This window comes from Clostridium hydrogeniformans DSM 21757 (genome assembly GCF_000686705.1).
Lineage (GTDB): Bacteria > Bacillota > Clostridia > Clostridiales > Clostridiaceae > Clostridium_Z > Clostridium_Z hydrogeniformans.
The window spans coordinates 212,284-231,592 of record NZ_JMLJ01000007.1 but is presented as its reverse complement, the minus strand read 5'-3'; the positions used below and the strand labels follow the sequence as shown (position 1 = coordinate 231,592).

16 protein-coding genes are annotated in these 19,309 nt (G+C 27.6%); 10 read left to right on the top strand and 6 right to left on the bottom strand.

The features are described from left to right. The first annotated feature begins 74 nt into the window (after window positions 1-74). Window positions 75-1,601: a glycine betaine uptake BCCT transporter gene (locus BR69_RS0105100; protein WP_027632220.1), complete on the top strand. Its 1,527-nt coding sequence runs from the start codon at window positions 75-77 to the stop codon at window positions 1,599-1,601. Between the two features lie 417 nt (window positions 1,602-2,018). Here the strand turns inward: BR69_RS0105100 and BR69_RS19985 are convergent, their stop codons facing one another. Then, window positions 2,019-3,218, bottom strand: a complete 1,200-nt coding sequence (locus BR69_RS19985; protein ID WP_051623501.1) for a glycoside hydrolase family 3 N-terminal domain-containing protein — start codon at window positions 3,216-3,218, stop codon at window positions 2,019-2,021. Window positions 3,219-3,399: 181 nt separating this feature from the next. Next, entirely contained in the window at window positions 3,400-4,116 is a 717-nt protein-coding gene (locus tag BR69_RS0105090) for a hypothetical protein (protein ID WP_027632219.1), read from the bottom strand. Window positions 4,117-4,257: 141 nt separating this feature from the next. Between BR69_RS0105090 and BR69_RS0105085 the strand changes: the two genes are divergently transcribed. The 6 genes from BR69_RS0105085 (at window position 4,258) to BR69_RS0105060 (ending at window position 11,281) form a co-directional block, all read left to right on the top strand. Then, on the top strand, window positions 4,258-4,461 hold the full coding sequence (locus tag BR69_RS0105085; RefSeq protein ID WP_027632218.1) for a hypothetical protein: 204 nt from the start codon (window positions 4,258-4,260) through the stop codon (window positions 4,459-4,461). 114 nt (window positions 4,462-4,575) lie between these two features. Then, entirely contained in the window at window positions 4,576-5,268 is a 693-nt protein-coding gene (locus BR69_RS0105080; RefSeq protein ID WP_027632217.1) for a FadR/GntR family transcriptional regulator, read from the top strand. Between the two features lie 462 nt (window positions 5,269-5,730). Beyond that, complete coding sequence (locus BR69_RS19980; protein ID WP_051623500.1) at window positions 5,731-7,308, top strand: sialidase family protein; 1,578 nt, start codon at window positions 5,731-5,733, stop codon at window positions 7,306-7,308. Between the two features lie 571 nt (window positions 7,309-7,879). Beyond that, window positions 7,880-8,668: an electron transfer flavoprotein subunit beta/FixA family protein gene (locus tag BR69_RS0105070; RefSeq protein WP_027632216.1), complete on the top strand. Its 789-nt coding sequence runs from the start codon at window positions 7,880-7,882 to the stop codon at window positions 8,666-8,668. A 16-nt stretch (window positions 8,669-8,684) separates the two neighbouring features. Next, window positions 8,685-9,878 carry an electron transfer flavoprotein subunit alpha gene (locus BR69_RS0105065; RefSeq protein WP_027632215.1) on the top strand — a complete coding sequence of 398 codons (1,194 nt, stop codon included), beginning with the start codon at window positions 8,685-8,687 and terminating at the stop codon, window positions 9,876-9,878. Window positions 9,879-9,880: 2 nt separating this feature from the next. After that, window positions 9,881-11,281 carry an FAD-binding oxidoreductase gene (locus tag BR69_RS0105060; protein WP_027632214.1) on the top strand — a complete coding sequence of 467 codons (1,401 nt, stop codon included), beginning with the start codon at window positions 9,881-9,883 and terminating at the stop codon, window positions 11,279-11,281. Between the two features lie 252 nt (window positions 11,282-11,533). Here BR69_RS0105060 and BR69_RS0105055 read toward each other — a convergent pair whose 3' ends face one another. Continuing rightward, a complete protein-coding gene (locus BR69_RS0105055) occupies window positions 11,534-13,402 on the bottom strand; it encodes an FtsX-like permease family protein (protein WP_027632213.1) in 1,869 nt (622 codons plus the stop codon). 341 nt (window positions 13,403-13,743) lie between these two features. After that, on the bottom strand, window positions 13,744-15,438 hold the full coding sequence (locus BR69_RS0105050; RefSeq protein ID WP_027632212.1) for a methyl-accepting chemotaxis protein: 1,695 nt from the start codon (window positions 15,436-15,438) through the stop codon (window positions 13,744-13,746). A gap of 224 nt (window positions 15,439-15,662) precedes the next feature. Between BR69_RS0105050 and BR69_RS0105045 the strand changes: the two genes are divergently transcribed. From BR69_RS0105045 to BR69_RS21770, 3 genes are all read left to right on the top strand, one after another. Beyond that, complete coding sequence (locus tag BR69_RS0105045; protein ID WP_027632211.1) at window positions 15,663-16,292, top strand: hypothetical protein; 630 nt, start codon at window positions 15,663-15,665, stop codon at window positions 16,290-16,292. A 96-nt stretch (window positions 16,293-16,388) separates the two neighbouring features. Next, complete coding sequence (locus BR69_RS0105040) at window positions 16,389-16,907, top strand: metal-dependent hydrolase (protein WP_027632210.1); 519 nt, start codon at window positions 16,389-16,391, stop codon at window positions 16,905-16,907. Between the two features lie 276 nt (window positions 16,908-17,183). Beyond that, entirely contained in the window at window positions 17,184-17,348 is a 165-nt protein-coding gene (locus tag BR69_RS21770; RefSeq protein ID WP_160169936.1) for a hypothetical protein, read from the top strand. A gap of 61 nt (window positions 17,349-17,409) precedes the next feature. On the opposite strand, the gene BR69_RS21090 is transcribed toward BR69_RS21770, so the two are convergent. Further along, window positions 17,410-18,156, bottom strand: coding sequence for a nuclease-related domain-containing protein (locus tag BR69_RS21090; RefSeq protein ID WP_051623499.1), 747 nt, complete (start codon window positions 18,154-18,156; stop codon window positions 17,410-17,412). Between the two features lie 305 nt (window positions 18,157-18,461). Next, entirely contained in the window at window positions 18,462-19,181 is a 720-nt protein-coding gene (locus BR69_RS22445) for a CPBP family glutamic-type intramembrane protease (protein ID WP_423219670.1), read from the bottom strand. Window positions 19,182-19,309 lie beyond the last annotated feature (128 nt).

The following is a 19,309-nucleotide window of genomic DNA, read 5'->3' as shown; positions in this document are numbered from 1 at the left end:
ATTATGTATTACATTTAAAATTTAACTAGAATAGGGGAAGATATAAAATCTATATATTCAGAAAGGAGAGCCTTATGAAAAAAGAGAATAATAAAGTTTTTTATATATCCTTACTATTATCTATTATGGTAGTATTTTGGGGAATCATAGCTAGTGAAAATTTTCAAAGTATAGCTAGTAGTATAATGAAATTTTTAACTGAATATTTTGGGTGGGCTTATTTACTTTCTATGCTTATATTTGTTATATTTGCTTTATTTTTAGCCTTTAGTAGGTTTGGAAAAATAAAGCTTGGACCTGATAATTCAACTCCAGAATATAGTACTTTATCTTGGTTTGCTATGTTATTTGGAGCGGGAATGGGAATAGGTTTAGTGTTTTGGGGAGTAGCAGAACCACTGGCTCATTTTACAAATCCACCCTATGGAACTGCAGGTTCTCCAGAAGCAGCTAATTTTGCAATGAAATCTGTATTTATGCACTGGGGATTCCATCCATGGGCTAATTATAGTATTTTAGGATTAGCTCTTGCATATTTTCAATTTAGAAAAAATAAGCCTGCTCTTGTAAGTTCAGTATTTATACCTATAATAGGAGAAGAAAGAGCAAAGGGATCAATAGGAAAACTTATAGACATATTTGCCATATTTGCAACAGTAGGAGGGGTTGCCACATCCTTAGGACTTGGAACACTTCAAATAAATAGTGGATTAAATTTTCTTTTTAATATTCCTAAAAACTATAAGGTTCAGTTAATAATAATATTAATAGTTACAGTTATTTATATACTTACTGCTGTAAGCGGGGTAGAAAAGGGAATTAAGCTAATATCTGATATTAATTTATATGTGGCCTTTGGACTATTACTTCTTTGTATATTAATAGGACCTAAAATCCAAATAATTAATTCCTTAGTTAATGGTTTAGGGGAATATGTTCAAAACTTTATACAGGATAGTCTTAAGATAAGCTCTTATGGGGATAATGGATGGCTTGGAAGCTGGAGAATATTTTATTGGGCTTGGTGGATTGCTTGGGCACCATTTGTAGGTACTTTTATAGCTAGAATATCTAAAGGTAGAACTATAAAAGAATTTATAATGGGAGTTATAGTGGCACCTTCTTTAGCATCTTTTGTTTGGTTTTCTGTATTTGGAAGTATGGGATTAAACCTTTCAAATAAATTAAGTATTGATGTTTTAAAAAGTATAGCAGCAGAACCAGACACAGCATTATTTGTGGTACTTTCTAATTATAAATTTGGAGCAATAATATCTATAGTTGCAGTATTTTTATTATGTACTTTCTTTATAACTTCTGCAAACTCAGCTACATTTGTTCTTGGAATGTTAAGCTCTAATGGTAACTTAAATCCAAGTAATAAGAGAAAAATACTTTGGGGAATTGTACAAGCCCTTTTTGCAGTAGCTTTACTATTATCTGGAGGATTAGGTGCTCTTCAAACTGCTTCAATAGCAGTGGCATTTCCTTTTATATTTGTCATGATATTAGCATGTGTATCTATTATTAAGGCACTTAAGGAGGAAAAGAGCATAGTAGTAAAAACTAAAGGTAGCAATGTTAAAAATACCATAAGTTAAGGCATATATTTTAAAAACTTATTTAAAAATAAGAGATATGAACTAAAAGGAAAATAAACAATTTAGAGTATAAAAAAATACTATGAAGTTATTGTATTCAATAACCTCATAGTATTTTTACTGTACTCTAATGTAATGATATAATACCTAGATAATATAGGATTTTAATATAAGTCCTTAGATTATTCATTGAAAATATCATTGATTTATATTGCTCTAGCCAGATGTATAAATTAAACTCAATAATTTAAAGTAGGCACCTTTACTTTATAGGTTAAGTTCTAAGATTAAAATATAGGATTTTAAGTTTTAAATTTAATTTATGCACATGTCTAAAATACTGTAAATCAAAGGTGTTTTAATGAATAAGTTAATTAAAAGAAAAATTCATATATCATATAAATTAGAGTTAACTTATTAGTTTAATTTGCTTTTTAAACTTAAAATTCTTTTTAGGGATAAATCTATATTTTCTTCTAAGACCTTATTATTTTTTATAATATTTAAAAGATCTAGAAAATACTTTTGAAATTCTTCAATATCCTTTGAGGAACTTATATTAAATGGCATAAGTAAGATATCATTACCACTTTCAATAGCTAATTTACTAGCTTCTAGAGCACTATAATTTGAGGTTATGGCTCCCATGTTTAAAGCGTCACTAACCACTACCCCATTATAATTTAAATCCTTTCTTAATATATCCTGTATGACAAAAGAACAAAGAGAAGCCGGAGCACTACAATGTCCTATATTAGGTAAGGCAATATGAGCTACCATTATCATAGGTACATTGTTTTCAATAGCTTTTTTAAATGGGTAAATTTCTAAGGACTTCAAGTTATCAATATTTTTATAAACTTTAGGTAAGGCTTTATGGGAGTCTAAATATGTATCACCATGGCCAGGAAAATGTTTAACACAGCTTATAATACCACTATCTAATAGACCTTTCATAAATTCTATTCCATAGGTACTTACCATTTCTTTTGTATTTCCAAAAGCTCTATCTCCTATAACAGGGTTCTTAGGATTTGTATTAATATCAAGTACAGGTGCAAAATCAACATTTATGCCTAGGGATTTAAGGTTTTCACCCAAAGCTTTTCCAGTAGAGTAAACTAAGGAAGGATCTCTAGTTTCACCTAGTAGTTTTGCAGAAGGAATAGCTTTAAAGAGATTAATTCTACTAACCCTTCCACCTTCTTCATCGCAACCTATAAACATAGGAATATTACTAGTTTTCTTTATGGAACTTATAAGGTTTATGGTATTATCTTTAGTACTAATGTTATTTTTAAATAGGATAAATCCTCCAAACTCATAGTTAATAAGGAAATCTTTAACCTCATTATTAAGAGATACTAATGGAGAGCTATTAAAGTTCTCAATAGAAATCATCATAATTTGAGAAAGCTTTTTTTCTAAAGGCGTAGATTTTATAAGGTCTGTAATTTCATCATCTAAGGTTTTAGAAGAGATATTTAAGGAAGAATTTTTATCTTTCTTATTTAAGCTAATAGAAATTTCTTTTGAAAATACTAAAAGTAATATGGAACTTACAAGTAAAATAATAATTCCTATATATAAATAATAATTAGATTTTATAAATTTCATAAATTACCTCACAATGATTAGTGCACTTAGTTGCACGAAGTATATAGTTGTTAGATTCATATTTAATAGGTGAAAATTATATAGTTTAAATAATATAGGCTATATGCATAAACTTATTATTAATATATAGCCTATATTATATTTGAAGAAACAAGAAAAATATATTAGCAGTAGTTAATTACTAGCTAAGCTTTTCTTCCAGAGAGATTCTTTCACTAATAAGAGAATCTATTTTATTATTAATTATACTAAGCTCCTCTTTTAATATAAAATTAAGTAGTTCCCTTGGAATATTAAATAAAGGAAATAATTTTAACTCATCTAAATATGGGTTAATAGACGCAGTTTCAGTTAAGGAGATAAATTTTTTTAAAAAGTTTCTTTTTAAAGTATCAAAATTTTTGTTTAAAAGAATACTCTTTAACATATTAACTTCATCTTCTAGGTTTTCTATATTAAGTATTCTTATATTTGGATACTTAAGCTCTAGGAGAGTTAGATTAATACTGCTTAATGTCATATCCTTATCTATAATGTAATAAGATGTAGTCTCAAGGGTTACTACATCTTTAATTATAGTGTTAACAGCATAAGTTATATGAATTCCAGAAGAAAAACAATGTACAAAGTCAGGAAACTTTGATTTAACAGATTTAAGATAAGATTTTGATATTCCACCTATGCAATAGTAGGATATATGTTCTTCTTTAAATAATAATCCTTTTATAGCTGGATTATCTTCTTGTACAAACTCAATAGAGTTACCATTGCTTAATATAAGCATGTCTTTTGAAGAGACATTTATATCGTGTCTTAATATATCAGTAATTAAGTAGGCAATCTGTTGGATGTCACTAGGATTTTTATAGATAATTTTTATAACTTTATTGTTTAGCAAAATCTACGCCTCCATATAATATTTTTTCTTAATAGAAGTATATTATAATAAACTATGTTAAATTACCTTAATTTAAGGTGAATATTTTATACTTTTCATACATATGTAGAAATATATAAAGTATATAAAAGGAGAAAGTATATGATAAATATCAACCTTAAAATTGAAGTTGAAAATCATAAAGAAGTAGCAAGAAAACATGGTTCCTTTGGATTTTTACCAGAGGCTATGATTAAGAGCAAGGTAGAAGAGAAAATTAAAGAGGCTATAGTTACAGCATTAGAAAAAACAATTGTAGAGGAGCTAAGTAATAATGGAGTTACTGCATCAATGAAAATAGAATAAATAAGAAAAATCTTTATAATATCATAGTTTAAGATTTTTTTCCCTTAATATTAATGTTATAATAGTTAAGCTAAGATAAAGTATAATTTATATTGAGTTTGGAGGTAGCCTTTAGTGTTTACATCAATAAAAGGGGAAAAAGTATATAAACAAGTTATAAATCAAATAAAGGAAATGATAATAGAAGGTAAATTAAAAAAAGGTGATAAATTACCTTCTGAGAGAGATATGGCAGAGCAACTAGGGGTTAGTAGGGCATCTATAAGAGAAGCATTAATTGCATTAGAGGTTGTAGGACTAACTGAAAGTAAGCAGGGGTCCGGAAACTATATAAAAGAAACTTTTGATAATACTTTAATAGAACCAATGTCTATAATGTTTATATTAGAAGATATATCTATAAAATCTCTTTATGAGTTTAGAAGAGTATTAGAATTAGAGGCAGTGGTGATTTCTGCTAAAAGAATAGAGAATAGTGAAATTCAAGTTCTTGAGGAAGTTATAGATAATCTTAGAAATAGTAATAGTGAAGATGAAAAGTCTACCTTAGATAAGGAGTTTCACTATATTATTATAAAATCCACAAAAAATCCACTTATAATAAACTTCTTTGAAACCATATCAAAACTTATGGATAATTTTATAAAAAGTTCAAGAGGTGCTATTCTTGCCGCAGAGGAAACTAAGGATGTACTAATGTCTTCTCATGAAAAGATATTAGAATCACTTAAAGAAAGAAATGAGGAAAATGCTTATAAAGAGATGAAAAAGCATTTAGATTTAATTAAAAATGCTCTGCATTTATAAGTCTATAAAGTTTTTCTAAAAATACTTGATACATCTATATAAAGTATTGTAAATTAAGAATATTTTAAGGAATAAGTTAAGAATTTATATTGGAACCTTATATTAAGACTTATGAAATAAGTTACTTTATAGGGGGATAAAAGATTTAATGATACATTTTCATTAAAAAATAAAAATTAATTATCTTTATATAAAAAAGTAACCTTAATTTTAAGTTTGGGTTACTTTTGTTTAATTTTATAGAGAAATTCATCTAAATATTATAACTTTTATATAATATTATCCTTGTGTAAAATTCTATAAAAGTTATAAAGTTATATTTTTTAAGACTTCTGAAATAATCTCAAAAAATTCCCATGCAGTTTTTAACTGCCATATAAATAGTTTAAGAATATTATAAAGTAGCATCATATATTTCCAATGTATTTAATTATTAAAATAAATATTTTGGAGGGGGATATAATGAGAGATACTAAAGATAAAGAAAGGTGTATTAGTATTAGACCTATAGGGGAAAGACAAGTAAATTCAGTTGCCAAAGACATTAATGCTAATGGACGTATAGATCAAAGTGAAACAAGTTTAGCTTATTATAAAAACTTTGTAGCTTTTGGATATAATGATGCAAGTAATACTCCAAATGCTACTGGATTTTCTTACTCTAATGATGGGGGAAATACATGGGTTGACACTAGTGGAGTTCCAAGTATTGCTAACAATGCAAATAGAGGAGATCCAGTTTTATCAGTAGATTCTAAGGGGATATTCTATTTTGCTCATTTAGGTGCTCCTTTAGGTACTAATAATTTATTTATTCAATTAAGTGTAGGAGAGATTAACAAGTCCACAGCAGCAATTAATTTTGGAACACCTATAAGAATAAGTGACCCTGCTGCTATTAATGATGATAAGCCATGGGTTACAGTAGGACCTGATTTCAACAGACCTAAAAATGAATCTGTATATGTGGTTTGGACAAACCTTACCACTAATAGACTTAGATTTTCTAAGCTATCTGTAGGACCTAATCCTCAAGTTCTAATTGCACCTATAGATATTACTACTACTGGAAGCCCTCTTGGAGCCAATGTAACAGTGGATCAGAATGGAGTAATTTATGTTATTTATTTAGATCGTACTGCAGCTGGGGTTCCAGGAAGAGCAATAAGAATGGTAAGGTCTACTGATGGAGGATTTACCTTTACGAATCCTATACTGGTTTCTAATGTTACCATTGCAGGAACGGCAGTGGTAAGTGATGGAAGGTTTAATAGAGATGTTATTCAAGTAACTACAGCTAAAAATATTCGTATTCTTGAGTTCCCTTCAGTTTCCATAGGACCAGATGGAGTAATTTATGTTGTTTGGACTGATGGAAGAAATCAACCTACCACCGGAGATGATATTTATTTGGCTTATAGCTCTAATAGAGGGGATAATTGGAATATAATACAAGCCACTAATAATATTGCCCATGAATTTTTCCCTTCTGTTGCAGCAGATTGCCATGGTGCTCATATTCAATATGCACGTTTTAATTCTAGCAATGGTACAATAGGAATTGGAGATCAGACCTTTGCATTATTTAAGAAAACTTTCTCTCTTCAGAATGGGTTAGGACCAGAATCCATGGTTAGTACTGTATTTTCTAGGGTCCTTAGTAATAATCCAAGTACTACAGGATTCGGTAATCTTTATATGGGAGATTATAATCAAGTTATTATAGGTCCAGGAAATACCTTACTTCATGCATGGGGAGACAATAGAAATGATCCTAATGGAAATAATCCAGATGTTTTCTTTATACAGACAAGATCTATGGATCCAGTAGGAAATAGTGATCCTTGTGAGTGTGATAAGAGGGAGAAGCATCATGATCATGATAGAGATTGGAGAGAGAATAGTAATAATATAAGAAACAAATTTAAGCCAGTTAATGTTTTTGCACCAGAAATAAATGTAAGATGCAAAGATAAGGAACATTGTCACTATGAGCATAGGAAGAGGAGATATAGATGCGATTATGATATGGACTGCTAAAGGCATATAAGGCTTAAATATAAAGGCTAAATATATCTAAATAAAGGTTAATTATTAGAGAATTCATATAGGACTATGGCATGAAAGTGCTGTAGTCTGTTTTTATAGGATAAGATTTAGATTTAAAAAGAATCATTTAACTTATAGCAAAAGTTTAATAGGAGTTAATAAAATAAGCCATTATTTAATGGAGATTTATAATGGAATCTATAAATTATATTTTATTAAGTAGCTGTTAGAGTAATAAGAATATATGTTAAAATTACAGTTATATATAAAGAGAATAATTAATATGAATTTAATAGTTAAATTTATATCAATTATTAGCAAATTAAATAGATGAAATAATAACTTTTTGTAAACTAATTGTATAAAATCTTTTCTAAAACAAAGAACTGAAGGATGTTGATAAAAAACTTTCATGGTTAATATCTTAACAATACTAGAAAAGCTTTACACATGGAGTTATAATAAAAACAGAAAGTGGTCTTACCAATTTAAGTGGTATGACCTCTTACCTACATAACAGTTACATTTAGTAATTTACATAAAATTTGAAAGGGTGAGTTTTATGAACATATTAGTGTGTATTAAACAGGTTCCAGGAACAAATAAGGTAGAAGTGGATCCTGTAACTGGGGTTTTAAAAAGAGATGGAGTAGATTCCAAGATGAATCCTTATGATTTATATGCTTTAGAAACAGCATTAAGAATTAAGGAAGAAAAGGGTGGAAATGTAAAGGTATTAAGTATGGGACCACCTCAGGCTACTAAAGTTATAAAAGAAGCATATTCTATGGGAGCAGATGAAGGGATGCTTCTTTCTGATAGAAAATTTGCTGGTGCAGATGTACTTGCTACATCTTATACCATATCTCAAGGAGTAAGAAAATCAGGAGATTTTGATCTTATAATTTGCGGAAAACAAACTACAGATGGAGATACAGCTCAAGTTGGTCCGGAAATGGCAGAATATTTAGGTATTCCTCATGTTGCCAATGTTAGAAAATTAATTGAAGTAAAGGATAACTCCGTAGTGGTAGAAATGGACATGCCTAATACTTTAGAGATAATAGAGGTAGAATTTCCAGCATTAATAACAGTAGAAAAGGATATTTTTGAACCTCGTCTTCCTTCCTATAAAAAGAAAATGGAAACAGAAAACAGGGAAATAAAAGTATTATCTTTTAAAGAGTTTGAAGATCAGGATGAAAAGAAATATGGATTAAGTGGATCTCCAACACAGGTTGAGAGAATATTTCCACCAGAAGTAAACTCTCATAGAGAAGTTTGGCAAGGAGAGGGAGAAAAATTAGCTAAAAATATTGCATCAAAACTTAAAGAGTTAAAATTTATATAGATTAGGGGGAAGATAAATGGGTAAATTAGTCGTTAATCAAGAAAAGGTTGTTAATATAGATGATATTATAAAAATATGTCCTTTTGGTGCTTTAGAGAATAACAAAGGACAACTAGACATAAATTCAAGCTGTAAAATGTGTAGATTATGTGTTAACAAAGGTCCAAAGGGAGCAGTAGAATATATAGAAGATGAAGAAATAGTTGAAATAGATAAAAGTAAGTGGAATGGTGTATTAGTTTATGTAGACCATGTAGATGGAGAAATTCATCCTGTCACCTATGAACTTATAGGTAAGGCTAGAGAACTAGCTAATAAGGTTAATCATAAAGTTTATTGTATCTTTATAGGTGATAATATTAAGGAAAAAGCAGAGGAATTACTTCATTATGGAGTAGATGAAGTTATGGTTTATGATGATGCAGAATTAAAGCATTTTAGAATAGAGCCTTATGTATCAGCTTTTGAGAAATGTATAGACAGTATAAAGCCATCCGTTATATTAGTAGGTGCAACTACCGTTGGAAGATCCTTAGCTCCAAGGGTAGCAGCAAGATTTAGAACAGGACTTACTGCTGACTGTACCATATTAGATATAAAGGAAAATACGGATTTAGTTCAGATAAGACCAGCATTTGGTGGAAATATAATGGCACAAATAATAACTCCAAATTCAAGACCTCAGCTTGCAACTGTAAGATATAAGGTTATGAATCCACCAACAAGAAATGAAGAAAAGAGTGGTAAACTTACTCTTTGTACTATAAATAAAGAGGAACTTAAGTCTAAATCTAAGGTTTTAAAAGTAGTGAAAAAGGAAATAGAAGTAAGTATTGCTGATGCAGAGGTATTAGTAGTTGCGGGTAGAGGGGTTAAATCTGAAAAAGATTTAGAGCTTATAAATGAACTTGCTACCTTACTTGAAGGAAAAGTAGCTGTTACTAGACCTTTAATAGAAAATGGATGGGCCACTGCTAAGGATCAGGTTGGACTAAGTGGTAGAACAGTAAGACCTAAGCTTATAATAACATGTGGAGTTTCTGGAGCAGTTCAATTTACTGCAGGAATGAATAATTCTGATTATATTTTTGCTATAAATAAGGATGAGAATGCTCCAATCTTTAAGGTTGCCCATTATGGAATTGTTGGAGATTTATATAAAGTTATTCCAAATCTTATAGAAGAAATAAAAATGGCTAAGGAGGCATAAACATGGATTATAAGAAAATTGATAAAGAAGATATTAAAAATATAGTTAATATAATAGGCGATGAAGAAAGAGTTTTAGTTGGGGAAAATATAAATGAAGACTATAGCCATGATGAGTTAGGTGCCATAAAGAATATGCCAGAATTAGTGGTTAGAGTCATTAATACAGAGGAAATATCTAATATAATGAAATATGCTTATGAGAAATCCATTCCAGTAACTCCTAGGGGTTCAGGAACTGGACTTGTTGGAGCAGCAGTGCCAATACATGGAGGGGTTATAATTGATTTAAGTTCTATGAACAAAATCTTAGAATTAGATGAAGAGAATTTAACATTAACTGTAGAATCAGGAGTTCTTCTTATGGATATAGCTAAATTTGTAGAAGAAAATGACCTATTCTATCCTCCAGATCCAGGAGAGAAAACAGCTACAATAGGAGGTAATATAAATACCAATGCTGGAGGTATGAGAGCAGTAAAATATGGAGTTACTAGAGATTATATAAGGGGACTTGAAGTTGTTCTTCCAAGTGGAGAGATATTAAATCTCGGAGGAAAGGTAGTTAAAAATAGTTCAGGATATTCATTAAAAGATTTAATAATAGGATCAGAAGGAACTTTAGCAATAGTAACTAAAGCTATATTAAAGTTATTACCTCTACCAAAGAAAAAGATAAGCCTCCTGGTTCCTTTTAATAACTTAGAAAGTGCAATAAATACAGTTCCTAAGATAATAAAGTCAAAGTCTATACCAACTGCCATTGAATTTATGCAAAGAGAAGCTATAGTTGCAGCAGAAGAATTTTTAGGGAAAATATTCCCAGATAAGCAATCAGATGCTTATCTACTACTTACTTTTGATGGAAATACTACAGAAGAAATTGAAAAGGCATATGACTCTGTTGCAAAAATTTGTTTAGATAATGGAGCAATAGATGTTTTAATATCTGATACAGAGGAAAGACAAGAAGCTATATGGTCAGCTAGGGGAGCATTCCTAGAGGCTATAAAATCTTCTACTACAGAGATGGATGAGGTTGATGTAGTTGTTCCTAGAAATAAGGTAGCAGTCTTTGTTAAATTTATTCATGAATTAGAAGACAAGCATAATATAAGAATTAAAAGTTTTGGACATGCTGGTGATGGAAACCTTCATATATATATATTAAGAGATGATTTGAGTCAACAGATATGGGAAGAAAAATTAAATCAAGTTATGGATTGTATGTATGAAAAGTCTAAAGAATTAAATGGTATGGTTTCAGGAGAGCATGGAATTGGATATGCGAAAAAAACATATTTAAATTCTTCTCTTCAAAAGGAAGCTTTACTTATAATGAATTCAATTAAGCAAGGCTTTGATAGTAAAAATATATTAAACCCAGGAAAGGTATGTCAATAATATTTATCATTGGGATTTAAAGCATAATACTTAAATAAAGTAAAAGTACAATTTATTTTAATATTTTTACTAAGGATGAAAATTATTAATTATAATTAACAAAAGATATTAAGAGAAAAGTTTATTATAAATAGAAGAAGAGGCTTTTGTAGCCTCTTCTTCTATTTTGATATTTTTATATAGAATAGGAGAAGTGTTATTCATATATTTCTACTTAAATATTGCTACTACTTATTTCTTAGAAAGAAGTTATTAATAGACTATATTTAAGTATAGTTTTCTTGTTATAAGATAATATAAGGAGTAAACAATAGAGTATGGAATAGCAACTAGTATAGTTGGTTTAAAGGCACCACCACCAAAGATTAAGCCTATATATATAAGTGCTACTGCACTATGAGAAAGACCGACTAATAAAGGATAGAAGAATATTACTCTTAATTGTTTAGAGACAGTTTCTTTTATTTCTTTTTTTCTAAATCCAAGTTTTTTTAAGGTCTCATATCTTTCTTTTTCCTCATAGGCCTCTTGAACTTGTTTAAACATTATAATAGATGCAGTACACATGGTGAAGATAAGTCCCATAAACATACCAACAAAGAAAAATGTACCACTAAGGAATCTTTCATTAATATATCTTTGTCTTAGGATAGATAGCTTTTCTAAAGAATCATTCTTATCTTTTTCTAGATTATTTTTAAAATCATAGACCTTTGAATTTAAAGTTAGGAAATTATCTACATTAAATAAGCCTATATTGGTAATTCTACCTAAGGATTTTATCTTGTTAAAGTCTTTATCAGAAAACACAACTATATTAGGTAATAATCCAAGGTTCAGAAGCTCTTCTCTCTCACGATTTCTTACATTGAATTTCTCACCACTATATATAGTAAATTTATTATCAGAACTTATTAAGTCTTTTAATTCACCTAACACTATTACTTCTTTAGAATTTAATTCTGAAGAAGGATATAGTCCTTTAAGAGTTTTAATTTTACTATAATCACTATAAGATATACCATGAATATTTCCATTAGAAAAGGATTTATTTCCAGATATATCTATGGAAGTCACAGTAAGTTTATTATTTATAGTATTAGTATCTTTAATTAGGGCTTCTATATTATTTAAGTTATTTATGTCCTTACTTATAATTGCATAATGGAATGAAGACTTTAATTCCTTCTCAGATTTTTTAGCTCCAATTTCAGAGGACATACTAGCTCCCATAGCTGTAACTGTAGATGCTATAAGAATTGCAATTGTACCTAAAGTTCTTGCATTACTTTTAATCCTATACATTAAATGATTAGTAGTAATTAAATTTGTTCCCTTATAATATTCAGGGGTATTTTTACTATTCTTAAGTTTATTAATGAGATAAGAGTTAAATAGTAAATAGGTTCCTGATATAACAGTAGTTAATGTTACAAATAAAGATATTCCAAAGGTTATAAAGGTGAAAACTATATAGACAATATAGCCTGTTATTATAGTCCTTATAGCATTTTTAGATTGATTTTTCTTAGGTTTTACAGGGTCTTCACTTGTACTATCTCCATTCATTAAATCTATGAGTTTAAATTTATAAATGATTCTAGAATTTTTGAAAGCAACTATTATATATATTATAGAAAATACCATAATAGTTTTTTCAATAGCAGTGATACTTAAAGTTTTGTCTATATTATAGGGAATACTTAAGGTTTTAAGATATAAATTTATAATTATTCTTCCAAGGAGAGATCCAAGAATAATACCTGATATTAAGGAAGCGCCACCAAGAATAATATTTTCATAAAACATTATTATAGAAATTTCTTTTGGTTTCATTCCTAAAAGGGCATATATACCTATCTCTTTTTTGCGCCTTCTTACAAAAAAACTTGAGCTATACCATATAAAGATAAAGACAAATATAAGAAGAATTGAGGCAGATGCACTAAATACAGGTGATAGTTTATTATTAGATTGGACGAATTCAATTATGGATTTATTATACTCTATGGTTTTAAATATATAATATACTAAAACAGAAAAACTCATAGAAATCATATACATTCCATAGTCTCTAAGATTATTTTTTATGTTTTTAAAGGATATTTCATGTAGTTTCATTAAGACACCTCTTTTATGTAATAAAGTTAAATTACCTTTGTGCTAGTTACTTTATCTTAGTAAGCTTCTTAATTTTTAAAAGTTATAATTTTTAGCATTAAAAGTTAAAAATATTAAAATCCATTCTTCTAACAAGAAATAGCACAATAGGTTTAAAATACTATAATATAAGTATAAAATATTTTACAAAAATCTCTAATTCTATAGTCTTACATTTATTAAGTTTTAACTTACATTTATGTAAGCTAAAAGACTGTACTAATTTCTAATAAGAACTTAGTACAGTCTTTTTATAAATAATATATAATTTTAAATAGAAGGAGTATGGTTTAGAATAGTAATTAAACTTTAAACACTTCTATGTCATTTCTTAGGTGTTCAGTGATTTCCTTTAAGCTTTCAGAGGCCTTTGAAACATCTAATGAAGAGGAACTAAGTTCTACTGAGGTAGATGCCATCTCTTCTGTAGAGGCAGAGATTTCTTCAGATATTGATGCAGTAGTTTCTACCTTTGAGAATATTCCTTCCTTCTTTTCATTTATATTAATTATAGAATGGTTTATTTTCCTTATTTTAGGCATCATTGAATTAAAGGAATTAGTTATATTTTTAAAGGAATTTAAAGTAGTATCTATAGTAAGTAATTGATTAGACAGTTCTTCCCCAACTACTTTTGATTCCTCTACAATATTTATAGTATCTTTAGATATATCATTTATGAAAAAGGCTATTTTATCTGAAGATGCCTTGCTTTGCTCTGATAGTTTTCTAATTTCATCTGCAATAATTGAAAAACTTCTACCATGTTCTCCAGCCTTTGCAGCACTTATAGTAGCATTTAATGCTAAAAGATTTGTTTGTTTTGATATATTAGTTATGGTAGATGTTATTTTATGAATGTCATTAATTTTATTACCAAGAGATAATATTCTTTCTGTAAATAAAGAGAATTTATCTCTAACTAAACCTATAGACTCTGATATTTTTATCATATCTTTATTACTGCTATTTGACATATTATTAGTGTCAATAGAGGACTTATGAATATCTTCTATTGAAAATGTTATATCATTTATAATATTACTTAAGGTAGATATATCTTCTGTTATATTCATAAGTTCCTCTGCCTGAGTGGTAGCTCCACCAGCCATTTCTTCCATAGATGCAGAAATATTTTGAGAAGACTTGGACATTTCAGAGGATACAAAATGAAGAGAATTAGAGCCTTTAAGTGCTTCTTCACTGGTATTTTTAACATTTAAAACTATAGTTTTTATAGAATTCTTCATATAATCTATGGCTTTAGATAGTTCACCAATCTCATCTTTTCTATTTAATAGGTTCTTATCTATATCTATGGTTAAGTCTCCAGTAGAAAGAGTCTTCAGGTAACCAACAGAAGTAATTAGAGGTTTAATTATTTTATTTAATAATACTATACTTAGAACAATTGATAAAACAATTACACCTAAAGAAATTCCTATCATTGTAACCATAGTACCTACAAGTGTTTCTTTAAATTCTTTAGTTTCAACTCCCACAAATAGTATTCCTAAAATATTATTATTTGAGTCTTTTAGGGGGAGATACTTTGTCATATAAGGTTTTGATAATATTTCAGCTTCGCCAATAAACTCATTTCCCTCATTTAATACCTTAGTAGATATATCTTTAGATAGGGTAGTTCCTACGGCCCTTTTATCTCCATTTAGAATAGAGGTAGTTATTCTTTTATCTTTTAAGAATATGGTAGCCTCACTATTAGTCTTTTCTTTAATTAAATCAACAAATTCAAAGTTATCATTTAAAAGTGTAGATCCTTTATAGAGCTTGTCTTCTTCAATTTTAAAATCCCCGGGATATTTTTCATCCAGTAATGAAAGAGATAGGGTAGATATAGAAGCAAGTTCATTATATTTATCATTTTTTCCTATCTTAGTTGAGGAATAGTAAGATAGGGTTAATGAACTAATACTAAGAAGTAATATTAAGGATAGAACTAAAAATAAGATTTTATGTTTTAATGTAAGTTTCATGGTTTATCACCCCTGTAAGTTAATTTTCATATGTAAGAATAATTAAAGTTTTTAAAACTATACTTATATTGTATAGGATATTATCGTCATATGTAATATATTCTTTATAAATATATAGAATATAGATATTATTATAAAAATAGTGACTTTCACTAGAAAAGTATATTTTCTATCAGTGTACTTAATAATAACTATAACGGATAATATTTAAGGAGAGAGTGTGTATGATAAATCAATCAATTCATTATTGGAAAAGCTATTTTGATAAGGCTAATGAAATTGGGTTTAAACAGGGATATTATATAATAGGATTTTCTTTAATAAATAAAAGGAAAAATGATATATATTCTAAATATTTATCTGTACCTAATGTAGAAGATATTATAGCTTTTATAAAATTTATAGCGTTACCATCTATTTATCTATCAAAGGTTTCAGCTGTTCTAGGACGCACCAATGTAGTTGTAGTTTCAGGGACAGAGGGGACTTTAAATTTATTTAAGGACAATGATTTAGTAGATTATCTTTTAATTGATGAGTATGAAAAACATGTGAAAGATATTGACTCTATAAAAAATTCTGAAAGCAGCTTTTTATATCTTAAGGATTTATGTGAAAATATATCATTTGAAAATGAAGAGGAAATGATACTGTCGAAGGTGGAAGTTTATAAGGATGTAAAAGAACTAGGAAGTACACTTATAAGTTCCTATGAAAAACATAATACTGTAGAGGAATTAGAATCATTATTTCAATTAAAAAAAGAAGAGATTTTAGAAAGATTTCATAATGGAGAACATAATGATTTTATACTTAAGAGGGCAAAGAAGTTATTAGAGGAGAAAATAATTTAAATTTTAGTTACTTATTTATAGGATAGTCTTTGTGTTTTAAATAAAGTGTGGTATTATATTAATACAAAATTCGACAAAATCAAAAGAGGTGTCACATTGGATTATAAAACACATAGGATAGGAGGAATATGTACAGGAATTATTACTGTAACTACTTTTGCAGTTAGTGCAGATCCTTCTGAGAAGATAGTTTTTTCTGCTGCTTTAATTTTAGGGTCATATATAGGAAGTCTTATACCAGATCTTGATCACCCTAAAAGTTTAATAGGAAGGAAATTTAAGGTTTTATCTAAAGGAATAAATAAAACTTTTGGTCACAGGGGTATAACTCATACACCATTATTTCTAATAATATATTCAATACTTATAATGAGACTGCCTAACATATTTCAAGGATATGTTAAAACCATAGTACAATATTTTTCTTTTGGTACTATAATAGGGTATATTAGCCACTTAATTTTAGATTTTATTACAGTTGGAGGAATTCCTCTCTTATATCCTATAAGTAAGCGGCATTTTAGAATAGCAAGATTTAGAAGTAGTAGTCATAAGAATATAATAACAGGATTATGTATAGTTATAGCCTTAATTATTATAGCTACTAATAAATAATTTTAATAAGGGCATAAACTTTGTTTTAAAAGATAAATAAAGCATATTTCGAAAAGATAACTTCGAAATATGCTTTTATTTTTTTATATATACTATAATTATACCTAATAGTATTATAACTTTAGAATAAGGTAATTATTTTAGTTATATGCATATAATAGTACAAGTTTTATCACAGAAGATAGATTTATAATCTTTAAAATTAGTATATAAGTAATAATCTATTCTTATATACAATAAATATAATAAAAAGGTTTAGTATATAGGGGTGATAATATGAAGCTATTTTTATGCGAAGGAAAAGATCCAGATGGAAATCCAGTAAGAGCTATTATTTTAGCAGAGGATCAAGATGAAGCAATGGGAAAACTAAGAGGAGACTTAAAGGACTATGATAGGCTTATAGAGGAAAATAGTATAACTATAGAGGAAATTACTTAAAGGAAAAGATTTAAGGCTTTGCAGAACTATAAATTAGTTCTGCAAAGCCTTAAATACTTTATTAATTACATAGTAAAGATACTATATTTTTTTTATCATACTTAGATAAATGTACATCTGTATTATAATTCGTTATATAATTTATAAATAGATTTTCTTTAGAATCATTAATTTCAAAATAAGCTGTAGGGCATGTACCATTTAAGTCTAAGTTTACATTATCATCAACAAATACCACCATTGATTGAACATTAATATATATATGGTTTTCTTTTAAAAATGCACATATTTTTTCACTGTTACTATTAACTTCAGGAAGGGGATTAAACATCTTATTTTCAAATTCGTCACCTTCCTTGGTCTTTTTTATTTGTATCAGATCTTCATCATATACATTTCCTTTTATAGTTCCAGTCACATTTTTTATATCTATAACAAATACTCCAGAATCTCCAACAACAACTACATCAACTTTGCTTTTTTTACCATCATAGTTTAAGTTAAGGTTATGAATGACTTTATAGTTTTTTGGGAGTCTTTCAGCTAGTTTTAAGAAGTTTTTTTCTCCCTCAATACATTGTTTCAATATATTTTTTTTCTTAGAAAGATATATAATTCTATATATAGTATAAATTCCATATATCATAATCATATATGAATTAATGAATCTATTTCTTCCTTGTAAGATTAAAATATATATAAATAAAACAGCTAAAGCTAAGAATTTTATTCCTTGAAATATCATTCTAAAATTAGTAAAAAGTATATCATTTTTCATATGACTTCTATTTTTTATAACCTTTGCCATGATTTAAGCTCCTTTCTAGTATACAAACTATATTTTATCATAAGAAACTTATATTTTTCAAAAATATATATAGGGAGTTTACATAGAAATATATAGATAAATTAAGAAAATCTCTTTTATTCTTTAAATTTTAATAAAAATACTATAATTTAAATAGATAAAGAAGTTCATTTAAATTATAAAACCTTATATAGGATTTTAATATTAAGTCTAAATTCATTCATTAAAATTATGTTTGATTTATACTAGATTAAATATATGTATAAATTCAATTTAAAATCCTATAGGAATTTAAAATAAAAAAATCATTTTAGGCAATTTGTATCCTTATTACTTTTAATAGACTTATATATATAGGTGACAAGATATGATGCAGATAATAAGGAAAGAAAAATGTATATAATAGTGTTTGATGATACATCATATATTTTTATTTTGGAACCATGAAATAAGAGAAAGACTATTAAATGATTTAAAATTAAAGGGGTTATGCTAGAATATTTAATAAACACCATGTATGTTGGAATTGTAATTAAAGAAATAGGTATTAATGTAGAGTATTTATATCGTGCCATGTAGATTAATCCAAAAACTATAGATGATAGAATTACAGAAGTTTTAACCTTTTTTTCAAAATCCCTTATTTTAATAAGAGATAAAATAGAAAAAAATAGAAAAAATTTAAAAATTTCTTCTGAAATGGAAGCAATGATCCCTTTAACAGGTACAATATATATAAATTCCTTTAAAGAGTAAGTATATGAAAGAAGATGTTTTAAATGAAGGTCTTCTGTAAGAGAAATATAGAATATAATAATTAGCCATTGCACAATAATAAGTTTAAAGGATATCTTTAAAGTTTTTATTATAGAGTCTTCTACTAGATATAGGTATTTACTTAAGTAGTTCCAACCAGATAAAAGAGGAATTAGGGTTAAGATTATGTAAAACACTATATAACTAATATTATTTTTATCAATATCTTTTATAATAAGAAGAATAACAGGAATTAGAGATAAATACATAAGAGCTTTGCCTTCAGAAATTACTTTAATTCTTTTATAAGAAATATGTTTCAAGGAAATACCTCCTTTTTATATTCATAATTTATATATACTATGACAAAAGGAAGATATTTAGAATTTATATAAAA

Coding starts and splice junctions, on each gene's coding strand:
- BR69_RS21770 (WP_160169936.1), top strand. CDS start 17,184: ATGAAGCTATTTTTATGCGAAGGAAAAGATCCAGATGGAAATCCAGTA.
- BR69_RS0105055 (WP_027632213.1), bottom strand. CDS start 13,402: ATGAAACTACATGAAATATCCTTTAAAAACATAAAAAATAATCTTAGA.
- BR69_RS22445 (WP_423219670.1), bottom strand. CDS start 19,181: ATGTATTTATCTCTAATTCCTGTTATTCTTCTTATTATAAAAGATATT.
- BR69_RS0105045 (WP_027632211.1), top strand. CDS start 15,663: ATGATAAATCAATCAATTCATTATTGGAAAAGCTATTTTGATAAGGCT.
- BR69_RS0105070 (WP_027632216.1), top strand. CDS start 7,880: ATGAACATATTAGTGTGTATTAAACAGGTTCCAGGAACAAATAAGGTA.
- BR69_RS0105050 (WP_027632212.1), bottom strand. CDS start 15,438: ATGAAACTTACATTAAAACATAAAATCTTATTTTTAGTTCTATCCTTA.
- BR69_RS0105100 (WP_027632220.1), top strand. CDS start 75: ATGAAAAAAGAGAATAATAAAGTTTTTTATATATCCTTACTATTATCT.
- BR69_RS0105060 (WP_027632214.1), top strand. CDS start 9,881: ATGGATTATAAGAAAATTGATAAAGAAGATATTAAAAATATAGTTAAT.
- BR69_RS0105065 (WP_027632215.1), top strand. CDS start 8,685: ATGGGTAAATTAGTCGTTAATCAAGAAAAGGTTGTTAATATAGATGAT.
- BR69_RS0105085 (WP_027632218.1), top strand. CDS start 4,258: ATGATAAATATCAACCTTAAAATTGAAGTTGAAAATCATAAAGAAGTA.
- BR69_RS19980 (WP_051623500.1), top strand. CDS start 5,731: ATGAGAGATACTAAAGATAAAGAAAGGTGTATTAGTATTAGACCTATA.
- BR69_RS21090 (WP_051623499.1), bottom strand. CDS start 18,156: ATGGCAAAGGTTATAAAAAATAGAAGTCATATGAAAAATGATATACTT.
- BR69_RS19985 (WP_051623501.1), bottom strand. CDS start 3,218: ATGAAATTTATAAAATCTAATTATTATTTATATATAGGAATTATTATT.